Below are 12,406 nucleotides of genomic sequence, written 5' to 3'. Positions count from 1 at the left end.
CGACGTGACAGGTCTGGTCCGCCGCACATTGCGACATCGCCGTCCGATAGCGGCCACTTCTCCCTCGGAGATGATGGCAGCGATAACATTCCCGAGGCGTCACGGTCGCGTGCTCGGATCCGCCCGACAGCCATCGACGACCATGCGGGCTCTTGGCTGAGCGCCCCCAGAGGGCGACCCACCCGACGCGAAGCCGGGCCACCGCCCGGTGTTATCGATAACATTCAACGTCTTGGTGTGCCCGCCCCCCCCGGTCGCCCCGCGCGCCCGACGGCGCGTCGAGCGACCCGGAGGCAAAGCTCCACTCGGGCTCTCTTTCACGTCGCGGGGTCGCGGCGGAGTGATCGGCCGCGTTCGAACCGGGCCACCGCAGCCTGGTCGGCCAACGCGGCCAACGCGGCCAACGCGGCCAACGCGGCCAACGCGGCCAACGCGGCCAACGCGGCCAACGCGGCCAACGCGGCCAACGCAGCCAACGCGGCCAACTGACGCTGGCCAACTGACGCTGGCTCAGGTCGCGCAGCTGTCGTTGCTGCCGCGCGGCAGCACCGAGCAGGGTGACAAGGCGAGTCGATGACATCCCGGCATGGTGGACCACTGGCGAGTTGCCCGCGATCCCGCTGGGGCAGGTCGGCGACTTGCGGCGCGATCCGCGCGCCCTGAATCGCCGAGCGCATGACCTGGAGGGCCTCACTGCAATGAGCGTGATGTCTGTGAGTCATCACGATGACTCACAGACATCAGGCTGATCAGCGGATGTGGTTCCAGCGCTCGTCCCCGGCTAGCCGTTGGGCCTGACGGCCACGGCGGCAGAGCAGTCCGCGGGCGGGGCAGTCCGCGGCGGGGTGGCAGGGGCGGGGCGAGGCGGGGTGGCAGGGGCGGGGCGAGGCGGGGTGGCAGGGGCGGGGCGAGGCGGGGTGGCAGGGGCGGGGGCGGGGGCGGGGGCGGGGCGAGGCGGGGTGGCAGGGGCGGGGGCGGGGCGAGGCGGGGTGGCAGGGGCGGGGGCGGGGCGAGGCGGGGTGGCAGGGGCGGGGGCGGGGCGAGGCGGGGTGTGGGGCGCGAGGCGGGGTGTGGGGCGCGAGGCGGGGTGTGGGGCGCGAGGCGGGGTGGGGCGCGAGGCGGCGTGCTTCCGAGAGCCGGGTCGAGCACGCACTCCCGCCGCTCGACCCCACACTCGCCCCGCCGCCCCGCCGCCCCGCCGCCCCGCCGCCCCGCTGCCCCGCTGCCCCGCCGCCGGACCTCACACTCGCGCCGCCGGTAGCGCGACGCCACGAGCCGGCGGCCGGACCCCTGTGGGCCGAGCCGCCGGCTCTCCGCTGCGGTGGTACCGGGACGCGCCGGTCGGATCAGGCCGTCCTGTTGCGGTTGTACAGGGCCTTGGCCCACAGGAAGCCACCCACTGTGATGACGGCGCACCAGATGACCGCGATGATCCCGTTGGCGCCGATCCCGGTGCCCAGGAGCAGGCCGCGAAGGGTCTCCATGACGGGCGTGAAGGGCTGGTAGTCCGCGAACAGCCGCACGGCGGTCGGCATGGAGTCGGTGGGGACGAACCCGCTGCCGAGGAACGGTAGGAGGATCAGCGGCATGGGCAGGTTGCTCGCCGTCTCGACACTGTCACTGACCAGGCCGAGGGCGACGGACAGCCAGGTCAGCGCGAAGGTGATCATGGCGAGTACGCCGACCGCCGCGAGCCACTCGACCGCGTTCGCGTTGGGCCGGAACCCGACCAGCAGCGCCACGACGGTGACGGCCGCGAGGCTGAGCATGGTCTGCACCAGGCTGCCCAGTACGTGACCCGTCAGGACCGACGGTCGGAAGATCGACATCGTGCGGAACCGGGCGATGATCCCCTCGGTCATGTCCATCGCGACCGAGATGGCGGTGCCCTGCGCGGCGCTGACCACTGTGATGAGCAGGATGCCGGGGGTGACGTAGTTGGCGTACTGGGAGCGGCCGCCGGACGGGCCGAGACCGGCGCCGAGCGTGCCGCCGAAGACGTAGACGAAGAGCAGCAGGATGATGATCGGGATGCCGATGAGCAGGAACGTCATCGACGGGTACCGCCGCATGTGCAGCAGGTTTCGCCGCAGCATGGTGCTCGAGTCGCGGACGGCGAGGGAGAGGGTGCTCATCGCGCGGGAGCCCTTTCGTTGTCGGATCGGCTGGCCCGGGTGTCAGGCTGCCCGGTGAGGGTGAGGAAGACGTCGTCGAGGTCGGGGGTGTGCACGGAGAGCCCCGCCACGCTGATCGAGGCGTGGTCGAGCTGGTCGAGCAGGGATCGCAGCGACCCGACCCCTCCATCACTCGGCACCTGGAGGGTGAGCGCCGCGTCGTCGCGGGTGGCGGCCTCGAACGTCCGGGCCGCCGAGTCGAGCCCCTCCTGGTCGGCGAACTGCAACACGACGTGGCCGCCCGGGATGAGCCGCTTGAGCTCGCGCGGCGTGCCCTCGGCGATCAGCCGTCCGTGGTCGAGGAACGCCACCCGGTCGGCGAGCTGGTCGGCCTCCTCCAGGTACTGCGTGGTGAGCAGGATGGTCACGCCCTCGGCGGCGAGTGCGCGGATGATGTGCCACATGGCCCGGCGGCTGCGCGGGTCGAGGCCGGTGGTCGGCTCGTCGAGGAAGATGACGCGGGGCTCGCCGACCAGGGTCATCGCGAGGTCGAGCCGGCGGCGCATACCGCCGGAGTACGTGGACGCCGGCTTGCCGGCCGCCTCGGTCAGGTCGAACTGGTCGAGGAGGTCGTCGATTCGCCGCCGACCGACGGCCCGGTCCAGGTGGCACAGGTCGGCCATCAGGGTCAGGTTCTCCCGACCGGTGAGCAGGTTGTCGACGGCGGAGAACTGGCCGGTGACGCCGATCAGCGCGCGTACCGCGTCGGGTTCCCGGGTCAGGTCGTGCCCGAAGACACGGGCGTTACCGCCGTCGGCGTCGATGAGGGTGGAGAGGATCTGCACGGTGGTGGTCTTGCCGGCGCCGTTCGGACCGAGCAACGCGAAGATGGTGCCCTCGGTGATCATCAAGTCGATGCCGTCCAGCACGACCTTGTCGCCGTAGGACTTGCGCAGGTCGGTGGCGACAATCGCGGGGTTCATGGAACTGGTCATGGTCTCCTCATCTGTGGTCGGCGGGGCGGTGGGTCAGGCGCGGCGGATCATGATGTCGCCGAAGGAGGTGTTCGCCCGGACCTCGACCGTCTCGTCGGTCTGCGCCGGGCTGTCGGTCGACTCCAGCGCGTTGTGCACACGGCCGTGCTTGGAACTGACGTCCAGCCAGGCGGCCGTCCCGCGACGGATGCCGACCTCGATGGCGCCGTAGGAGGTCTGCAACTCGACAACTCCCCGGACGACCTCGCCCAGCCGGAGGTTGCCGTAAGCGGTACGGGCCGTCACCGAGGCCAGTGCGGTGTCCACCGTGACGTCGCCGTAGGCCGTGTTGATCCGGACGGCGCCGCCACCGTTACCGATCCAGCAGTCACCGGAGGAGTTCTTGATCTCGGCGCTGCCGTCGACGACTCCGAGACGCACCTTGCCGGACGACACCTTCACCCGGGCGGAGCCGAGGACGCGCTCGGCCGCGACCTCGCCGTGGCTGGAGTCGATGTCCAGCGGCCCGGTCTCGTCGAGCCTGATGTTGCCACCGGTCTTGATGCGGCACTCGCCGAGCCGGCCCTCGCAGCGGAACGCCGCCCACGACGACTCGGCCTGTACGCCCGATCCGGTCGGCAGCTCGATCAGGACGTCGACCGACGGTCCGGCACCGAACCCGTAGCGGCGCCAACTCTTCGGCACCCTGACCACCAGCTGCCCGGCGGCGTACTCGACCGTGGTCTGCTCCGCGGCACTCAGGTCGGCCTTGCTCGACGGGTCGCGGGGCCGCACGGTCACCACCGTGTCGGTGCGGTCGCTGGCCGCGATCCAGACGTCCCCGACCGGGATCTCGATCCGGGCGGAAATCGCTTCTGGCGTGTCGAAAACAGGCATGGTGGTCTCCCGAAAGGTGGTCGGCGAAGGTCGCCGCTGGTCAGCGGCGTGATGAGGTGGGGTACGAGGGGGTTAGCGGGCCCAACCGGTGAAATGCTGGCCGAAGCGCGGCTCCGGACGGCGGGGCGGACGACGCTCCGCCTCGCCCCCACCGACGGCACCGGCGACGGCGCGCACCAACCAGGCGTTGACGGAGAGCCCGGCGCGCCCGGCGGCCTCCTCGACGCTGGCCTTCAGGTGGTCGGGCAGCCGCAGGTTGATCCGTGAGGTGCCGCCCTCGTCACCCTCGGGTGCGGACACCGGCACCGACAGCGGCGGCGGGCCGCTCGCCTCGCTCGCCGTTTCGACCGGCAGGTTGGCGGGTGCCACCACGAAGTCGGGCTCGCGCCCGCGCAGCCGAACGTGCACCGAGCCCGGTGCGAGATCGCGGGTGATCTCGTCGGCCGCGTCGGACAGCGCTTCGAGCAGCGTGAGACGGGTGGCCGCTTCCAACTGCGCGAAGAGTCGTTCGGCCAACGCCCGGGCCTCCGGGTCCACGCCCTCGGCGGCAAGGGCGAACTCGTTACGCAGGTTCTCGACGTATGACCTCAGCTCCATGGCACCATCATGGCACCATTTTGGCTCAAGGCGCAACAGTCATGGCTCAGCAAGATGCCACGAACTGGCACCGCCGGGGATCAGTCAAGTCTCAGAGGTCGCCGAAAAGCCTCCGGACCAGGTGATTCGCGTCCTCCTGGCTCAACCCGGAGGCGACCAGGAGGTCACTGACGGTCGTCCGGACCTGCGCCACCACCACCGCGCCGGAGAAGCCCACACCGTCCCGATAGGCGTGCCCGGCAGTCCGGACCGCCCGCAGCGCCTGCTCGCGAGCCCGGTTCGGCTCGGCGCCGGCGGCGAACTGCCGCTTCAGCAGGCGGACCGCCTCGGCGAGATCCGCCACCGCCGTCGGCAACGACTCCGGTACCGGTTCGCCGTCCTCGATGAGCGTCACCGATCGTCGGATCAGGGTGCCGCTGTTGCGCATCGCCCGGTCGATCGGCTCCGCGGCCTGCGCGTAGCGGCCCACCGGCCCGCGCCGTTGATGCCAGTACACCGGCGACAGGGTGCTCGCCTCCCGGGCGCCCTGGGTCGCCTCGACGAACGCCTTCAACCGGCCCGCGCTCTGCCGCAGCTCACCCCGGGCGGTACGGGCCCGAGCGGCATCCCGCTCGGTCAGCGCCTCGGCCGTGGCGTCGAGCTGGGCCGCGAGGAGGTCCAACGCCGGCCGCGCGGCCCGGTTGAGCACCCGCAGCGGGTTCAGCGGCAGCAACACGGCGGTGACCAGCAGCGCCACCCCTCCCCCGACGAGCGCGTCCACGAACCGGGGGATCTCCAGATCCCGGACGGTCGGGCTGAGCGTGGCGATGAGCACCGCCGTCGCCCCCGCCTGGATCACCACCGCCGCGCTACCCGCGAGGAAGAGCGCGACGACGATCGCCAGCAGAACGATCAGGGCGAGCTGCCACCAACCGGTGCCGATCACCACAAGGAGCAGGTCGCCGATCAGCACGCCGACGGTGACCCCGATGATCAGCTCGACGGTGCGACGCAACCGCTGGCCGACCGACGCGGCGAGCGTCGAGACGGCGGAGATCGGCGCGAAGACCGGCTGCGACACCTGCAGCAGCGAGTGCGCCACGAACCAGGACAGCCCGGCGGCCAAGCCGGCCTGCACGGCGAGGCCGCCGATGGTGCGTACCCGGTTGACCCGCTCGCGTAGGGCGGCCACCACGCGGTCCAGGAGCCGGACGACGGTCGAAGGGCCCACGTCCGCTCCGCGCCGACCGGCAGCGACCATGGCGGCACCTACCCCGCCACGACCGGCTCAATCCTCGCCCGGCACGGCCCGGCCGTCCTCAGCGTGAGGCGAGCGTCTTCTCGGCGTACGCCCAGAGCCGGTCGGCCGCGGCCGGGTCCAGCGCGTGGGCGGCGACTCCGCCGGTGGCGTCGGGACCACCCGGAATGACCTCGGCCTCCTGGTTGTCGTCGAAGTACCGACCGCCGACCCCGTCGAGCAGGGGTGAGCCGGCGAGCAGCGCTGTTGTCGACGCGCCCTGGTCGGGCTTCTTGTAGTACTCCGCCTCGATGAGGTTGCCCGCCTCGTCCATCGCGCCCATCGCCCGCATCGTGTCGTCGTCGATGTGGCGCTGGAGGTTGGTGAAGATGTACCCGGGGTTGAGGGCGTTCGCGGTGATCCCGTCGGCCGCCCACTGGCGGGTGATTCCCACCGCGAGCAGGACCTCCGCGGTCTTCGACTGACCGTAGGCCGACCACGGGTCGTACAGGCGCCGCTCGAACTGCGGGTCGTCGAAGTCGAACGGCGCGGCAAGGTGTGCACCGGAGCTGACCATCACGACCCGTGCCGCCTCGGCGGCCCGCAGACTGTCGTGCAGCCCCAGGGCCAGCGCGAAGTGGCCGAGGTGGTTCGTCGCGAGCTGGAGTTCCCAGCCCACGGCGGTCAGCTGGCGGGTCGGGATCGCCATGATTCCGGCGTTGGCCACCAGCACGTCGAGCGGGCCCTGCCAGGCCGCGACGAAGGCGTCGACCGACGCCAGGTCGGAAAGGTCGAGGGCGGACGACCGGACCGTGCCCACCGTGGCGTCGGTGGCGAACTCCTCGGCTAGCCGGTCGGCCGCCCGAGGATTCCGGGTCGCGATGGTGACCTCGGCGCCGGCCCCGGCCAACGCGCGCACCGTCTCCACACCGATGCCGGACGCGCCCCCGGTGACGATCATCCGGCGTCCGGTGAGGTCAACACCATGGAGGACCTCGGCGGCCGTGGTGCGGGCGTTGAACGGGGTGGTGAGGCGTGGATTCGCTGTCATGACACCCAGGCTACGAACGCTCGGATCGGACTGCCTATAGTCTGGAGTCCGTCATACTTTCGTGAGCGTCCAGAAGAGGTGGGGATGGATCCGCTGGAGGATGTCCTGGCCCTGCTCGGCGCGACGAGCCACGTCTCCGCCGGTCTGGTCGGAGGCGGACGCTGGGCAGTCGGTTTCGACCCCCCGGCCGGGGTCAAGTTCAACGCCGTCCGGCGGGGCCGATGTTGGCTGCGGGTCGACGGCCACGCCGAGCCGATCGACCTCGGTGCGGGCGACTGCTTCCTGCTGACCCGACCGGCGGCCTACACCCTCTTCAGCGATCCCGAGGTGCCGGTCCAGCCCGCGTACCCCATCTTCGCCGCCGCCACCAACGGGGTGGCGCACGTCGGCGACGGTGACGACGTGTTCCTCATCGGCGGCGCTTTCACCCTTGGCGGGCGGGCACGCGGCCTTCTGCTGGACAACCTTCCGCCGGTCATCCACGTGCCCGCCGACACCCCGGAGGCCGGGACCGTCCAGTGGGCCCTCGGCGAGATCGACGCGGAACTGCGATCGACGCGACTCGGCTCCCACCTCGTCGCCGAGCATCTGGCGCTCGTCCTGCTGATCCGGATCCTTCGGCTGCACCTGGCCCGTGACGAGCGGCCCGGCTCCGGGTGGCTGGCCGGTCTCACCGACCCGGTGGTCGCTCCCGCGCTGCGCGCGATGCACGAGCGACCCGCACACCAGTGGACGGTGGACGAGGTCGCCCGGGCGGCGACCGTCTCCCGGTCGACGTTGGCGGCCCGCTTCAAGAAGATCGTCGGGGTGGGCCCGCTGGAGTACCTGACCGGGTGGCGGATAGAGCTCGCCGCCGACCGCATCCGGCGCAGCTCCGACACCGTCGCCACCATCGCCCAGGCCGTCGGGTACGGCTCGGAGAGCGCGCTGAGCGTGGCCTTCAAGCGCACCACCGGCCTCTCGCCGCGCGCCTACCGCACCGAGTTGGCGAACACCGCCCGGAGCGCCGTACCCGAACCGACGGTGACCGCCGGTCGGGCCCTGCCGGGGCGGTAGCACCCCGCCGGCGGAGATTGGGGGCGTCCGGATCGGGTAGACCCGGCTCTGCCGTCACCGGCGACCCGACGCGTGGCATCGGCGTCGGATCACGGACAAGGGCTGCGAGACGCCTCGGGGGGACGTCGGATGGATCAACGCGGTTGAGTGGGACGGACGACTCCGGCGACGTCGTGGAGCTACGGGTGCACGGAGTCTCCGGCGCGAGCGCCGCGCAGGTGCTGGACCTGCAACAGACCGCGCAGGTCGCCGGTGACCGCAGTGGCGGGTTCTACCGGCCGCGCCCCCGGTACTCGGAGAGCACCGGCGAGCACGGGGTGACGCTTGAGGCGTACCGCTGGGGTGACCTGCCCTCCGGGACCGTGGCCCGCACCCTGGCGGTGGTCTTCCTGCTCCCCTTCATGCTGGTCAACGTCGCGATCTGGATGCGCCCGGCGAACCCCCGTTCCGAGGCGGTGGTCAAGTCCCTCTGCCGGGTGCTGGCGCTCACGCTCACCGTGCTGTACGTGCTCGCCATCGTCGGCGTCGCCCTGGATCTCGTCGGCTGGAAGTGCCTGGCCTCCCCCGACTGTCTGGCCGGACGCAGTTGGTTGTCCTGGTTGGGTGGACGGCCGGTCGGACTGCGGCTGGCGGTGCTCGCGCTCGTCCCGGCCGCCGCGATCGGCCTGATCTGGCGGGTCAGTTGCCGGCCGGGCCGGACGTTCGAGGCGTTTCGCGAACCCGATCAGGGCACCTCCGCTCCTCGGCTCGGCACCGTGGGCCAGTGGGACGCCGAGCCGTTGGTGGGCCGGTTGCGGGCCATCCATGTCACGGCGGCCTTCGCGACGCTGGACCTCGCCCTGCTCCTGGCCCGCGCCGCGAGTGACGCTTCGGCGGCCACTATCGCGCTGACGGCGATCATGGGGGTGATCCTGACCGGCTGCGTGGCGCTGCTCTGCACACCGCCGCTGATGGACAGGGCCCCCGGCGACAAGCGGCTCGACCGGGTCACCCGTACCCTCCGGACCGCTGCCATCCTCCTGACCGTCGCCGTCGTGACGCATGTGCTGACCAGTCCGCAACCCTGGCCGGAGGAGCAGGCGCTCCCCGGCTACGACCCGACCCTGGCCGGTCTGTTCGTGTCCCAGACGACGCTGTTGGTCGCCCTGGGCGTGGTGCTGCTCTGGCACCGGCGCCGGGAGCACGGCGCCACCCCGCTGTTCGGGCTGGGCGCTCTCGTGGTCGCGGCCACCGGGATCAGCATGGCGGTGGCGTACTCCGCCGAACTGGTCTACCGGGTGGCGGACTACCTGGACCGCGACGTGTCGACCGGCGCGGGCATCGCCTCCGGTCCGCCCCGGGCCTACACCTGGGCCATCTTCGGCTTCTTCCGCGCCCTGCTGGTCACGGTGATCGCCACTGGCCTCGTCGTCCTGATCTCCCGCCGGGGTCGACGCCGGGCCGGGGCGGCGATAGTCGCACGCGACTTCCCGGACCCGCCGCCCGAGGCAGGACGCCGACTACGGCAGGTCCGAGACGCGATAGCCCGGGCTCGTTTCACCGAGAAGCTGCTGCCGCTGGCCGTGCTCTACGGCTGTCTCGCCGGGCTCGCCACTGCCACCACCACCGTCGGCCTGTTGGGGCAGTTCCCGGGCGACCTCATCGAACAGACCCTGGGGCTGCCGGCCGACGCGGTCACGTTCGGCATCGCGGTTGGTAGCTGGACGATCGCGGCCATCATCCTCGGCCTGATCATCGGGGGCATCTTCGCGTACCGGACCGAGCCGTACCGCAGGTACATCGGTGTGCTCTGGGACCTCGGCACCTTCTGGCCCCGGGCCGCCCACCCGTTCTCACCGCCCTGCTACTCGGAGCGGGCCGTGCCGGAACTGGCCCGCCGGATCACCTACCTCGTCGAACGCGGCGACGCGGTGCTGCTCACCGGGCACAGCCACGGCTCGGTCCTGCTCGCCGCCACGGTGCTCCAACTGCCGCCGCAGATCGGCGACCGGGTCGCCCTGCTCACCCACGGATCACCGCTGCGCCGCCTCTACGCGCGGCTCTTTCCCGCCTACGTCGACGACGCGGCACTGCACGAGATCGGCCGCCGGGTGGGTTGGCGGTGGGTGAACCTGTGGCGCGACACCGACCCGATCGGCGGCTGGATCTTCTCCCCGCGTACCTCACCCGCGGCGGCCACCACCGACGACCCGGCTACCAGTGTGGATCGCCGACAGCGTGATCCCGTCGACGTGGTGGCGCCCCCCGGAGACAGCGTCGCCCCACCCATCCACGGGCACTGGCCGGGCGAGTCCGACGAGCCGTTCATCGAGGCGGTACAGGAGTTGGTGCGGCGCCTCGATCGGCGGGGCGACCCGCCCGGGCCGTCGAGGTAGCGGGCCGGCTCAGTTTCCCCGGCCCGCCCGCGTACGCCAGTCGTCCAGAGCGGTGCCGGCGAGGCGGGCGCCGTCGGCCGGGACGAGTGAGCGTTCGCCCAGCTTGGCGCCGAAGTACCTGGCGTCGGGGTCGGCCACCACCGAACGACGGTCCTGCTGGTCGGCGAGGAGGGTTCGGCCCAGTTCGTCGAGGCGGAACTGCTCCGGGCCGGCGACCTCGACCACGGAGTTCGTCGGCGCGCCGAGCGCGACCTCGGCGACCGCGGCAGCGACGTCGTCAGCGGCCATCGGCTGAATGAGCACCGGCGCGAGGTGCACGGTGTCGCCGTCCGTGGCGGTGTCGATGATGCCCTTGAGGAACTCGAAGAACTGGGTGGCGTGCACCACCGAGTACGGGAGGCCGGACGCGACGATGAGCTTCTCCTGGGCGACCTTCGCGCGCATGTACCCGCTGTCCGGGATCCGGTCGCACCCCACGATGGAGAGCGCCACGTAGTGGTTCACCCCGGCGTCGGACGCGGCGGCGAGGAGCGTCCGGGTCGAGGTCTCGAAGAATTCCAGTACGGCGGTGTTCTCGAACGACGGCGAGTTCGACACGTCGACGACGACCTCGGCGCCGGTGAGCGCGTCGGCCACCCCTTCGCCGGTCAGGGTGTTGACGCCCGTCTTCGGCGATGCCGGCACCACCTCGTGGCCCTGGGCGCCGAGGCGCTCCACGAGCTTGGAACCGATGAGGCCGCTGCCCCCGATGACGACGATCTTCATTGTCGTACCACGTCCTGTCTGCACTGGGTCGGATCGTGCTGCCAACCAGTAAGACGGAAAGCGTGCGCGGATGCAGGACAATCGCCGGAGAAGCGTTCGACGGAGATCAGGAGGTCGACGTGGCCACGGTGTCCCACCCGGTGTTCGCCCGGGTCTACGAGCGACTCAGCGTCGCCATGGAGCGCGCCGGCACCGCGGCGTTCCGGCGGGAGCTGGTCGCCGGCCTGTCCGGCCGGGTGATCGAGATCGGTGCGGGCAACGGGCTGATGTTCGCCCACTACCCGCCGGGGGTGACCCAGGTCTACGCGGTCGAACCGGAGCGACGTCTGCGTGCCGCCGCCGAGCGCGCCGCGTCGACCGCGCCGGTCCCGGTGACCGTCGTCGACGGTCTGGCCGAGGCGCTGCCCGCAGGGGACGGCGAGTTCGACGCGGCGGTGGTCGCGTTGGTGTTGTGCACGGTGCTCGATCAGGCGAGCGCGTTGGCCGAGATCAGCCGGGTGCTGCGCCCCGGAGGCGAGGTGCGGTTCTTCGAGCACGTGGCCGCCGAGGGTGCCGGTGGTCTGTACCGCGCCCAACGACTCCTCGACGCCACGCTGTGGCCGAAGCTGTTCGCCGGCTGCCACACCAACCGCGACACCGTCGCCGCCATCGGCGCGGCCGGCTTCGAGGTGCAGCAGCTGCGCAGGTTCCGTTTCCCGGCCACCAGCAACAGCCCCTCCTCCCCCTGCGTCCTCGGCCGCGCGCTCAGGCCGGCCTGACACCGCCGTCGATCGCACCGCTCACCGGCGGGGCAGCCCGGCCAGCCAGACCTCCAGCTCCGCCGGCGAGCGCAGCAACACCACGGGCGGCGCGGACGGGTCGGCCTGCCAGGCCCGCATCCGCCGTCGGGCCCGGCCGAACGCGGTGACGTGCCACACCAGGATCGAGTCCGAGGACAGCACACTGCTCAGCGACTCGCGGTTGCCGTTGCAGATCACCTCGCCGGTTACCACCCGGCGGACGGTGCGGCGGAGCAACCGCCCGAACGACAGCCACCGTGGATAGTCAAGGCCGACGACCAGATCGGCGCGGGCCATCGGGACGTCCCGCCAACCGTGGTACGCCCCGTCGATGATCCAGCGGTCCCGTCGGCAGATCTCCTCGATCCGGCTGCGTTGCTGGGCGACCGGCACCTCGACCCAGCCCGGTTGCCAGAGCTGGTCGTCGACCGGATACCAGGGCAGTCCGAGGTGTTCGGCCAATCGCGCCGCGAGGGTGGACTTGCCGGAGCCGTACACCCCGTAGACCAGGATGCGACGCGGTGCGCTCATCGCGGCAGCGTACGTCGTGAAGAAAAATCAGTTGTCGTGCCTGGCGCGCCT

General features: G+C 71.7%; 12 protein-coding genes. 3 read left to right on the top strand and 9 right to left on the bottom strand.

The features are described from left to right. Window positions 1–317: 317 nt before the first annotated feature. From ACGF3C_RS11710 to ACGF3C_RS11680, 7 genes are all read right to left on the bottom strand, one after another. Window positions 318–485 carry a hypothetical protein gene (locus tag ACGF3C_RS11710; protein ID WP_393221180.1) on the bottom strand — a complete coding sequence of 56 codons (168 nt, stop codon included), beginning with the start codon at window positions 483–485 and terminating at the stop codon, window positions 318–320. Window positions 486–1,346: 861 nt separating this feature from the next. Further along, window positions 1,347–2,135, bottom strand: a complete 789-nt coding sequence (locus tag ACGF3C_RS11705; RefSeq protein WP_393221177.1) for an ABC transporter permease — start codon at window positions 2,133–2,135, stop codon at window positions 1,347–1,349. Then, the gene (locus tag ACGF3C_RS11700) at window positions 2,132–3,109 is read right to left on the bottom strand and encodes an ATP-binding cassette domain-containing protein (RefSeq protein ID WP_357233921.1); all 978 of its coding nucleotides are present in this window, start codon (window positions 3,107–3,109) and stop codon (window positions 2,132–2,134) included. Before ACGF3C_RS11700 ends, ACGF3C_RS11705 begins: the two co-directional genes overlap by 4 nt. A 33-nt stretch (window positions 3,110–3,142) precedes the next feature. Continuing rightward, complete coding sequence (locus ACGF3C_RS11695; RefSeq protein WP_393221173.1) at window positions 3,143–3,985, bottom strand: DUF4097 domain-containing protein; 843 nt, start codon at window positions 3,983–3,985, stop codon at window positions 3,143–3,145. 72 nt (window positions 3,986–4,057) lie between these two features. Further along, a complete protein-coding gene (locus ACGF3C_RS11690) occupies window positions 4,058–4,582 on the bottom strand; it encodes a hypothetical protein (protein ID WP_357206694.1) in 525 nt (174 codons plus the stop codon). Window positions 4,583–4,673: 91 nt separating this feature from the next. Next, entirely contained in the window at window positions 4,674–5,822 is a 1,149-nt protein-coding gene (locus ACGF3C_RS11685) for an FUSC family protein (protein ID WP_357230000.1), read from the bottom strand. 58 nt (window positions 5,823–5,880) lie between these two features. Beyond that, window positions 5,881–6,849 carry an SDR family NAD(P)-dependent oxidoreductase gene (locus ACGF3C_RS11680; RefSeq protein WP_393221169.1) on the bottom strand — a complete coding sequence of 323 codons (969 nt, stop codon included), beginning with the start codon at window positions 6,847–6,849 and terminating at the stop codon, window positions 5,881–5,883. A gap of 84 nt (window positions 6,850–6,933) precedes the next feature. On the opposite strand from ACGF3C_RS11680, the gene ACGF3C_RS11675 reads away from it, so the two are divergent. Beyond that, window positions 6,934–7,905 (top strand): AraC family transcriptional regulator, encoded by a 972-nt coding sequence (locus ACGF3C_RS11675; protein ID WP_393221166.1) that lies wholly within the window; start codon window positions 6,934–6,936, stop codon window positions 7,903–7,905. A gap of 143 nt (window positions 7,906–8,048) precedes the next feature. Next, window positions 8,049–10,280, top strand: a complete 2,232-nt coding sequence (locus ACGF3C_RS11670; protein WP_357230006.1) for a hypothetical protein — start codon at window positions 8,049–8,051, stop codon at window positions 10,278–10,280. A 9-nt stretch (window positions 10,281–10,289) separates the two neighbouring features. Here ACGF3C_RS11670 and ACGF3C_RS11665 read toward each other — a convergent pair whose 3' ends face one another. Next, complete coding sequence (locus ACGF3C_RS11665) at window positions 10,290–11,069, bottom strand: SDR family oxidoreductase (protein WP_357230008.1); 780 nt, start codon at window positions 11,067–11,069, stop codon at window positions 10,290–10,292. Between the two features lie 95 nt (window positions 11,070–11,164). On the opposite strand from ACGF3C_RS11665, the gene ACGF3C_RS11660 reads away from it, so the two are divergent. Further along, window positions 11,165–11,803, top strand: coding sequence for a class I SAM-dependent methyltransferase (locus ACGF3C_RS11660; protein ID WP_357230010.1), 639 nt, complete (start codon window positions 11,165–11,167; stop codon window positions 11,801–11,803). Between the two features lie 21 nt (window positions 11,804–11,824). On the opposite strand, the gene ACGF3C_RS11655 is transcribed toward ACGF3C_RS11660, so the two are convergent. Then, complete coding sequence (locus tag ACGF3C_RS11655; RefSeq protein ID WP_357230012.1) at window positions 11,825–12,355, bottom strand: adenylate kinase; 531 nt, start codon at window positions 12,353–12,355, stop codon at window positions 11,825–11,827. Between the last annotated feature and the right edge of the window lie 51 nt (window positions 12,356–12,406).

It is taken from the genome of Micromonospora sp. NPDC047762, from assembly GCF_043204655.1.
Lineage (GTDB): Bacteria > Actinomycetota > Actinomycetes > Mycobacteriales > Micromonosporaceae > Micromonospora.
Note: the sequence above shows the minus strand (reverse complement) of the source record. Positions and strands in the feature narration are given on the sequence as shown.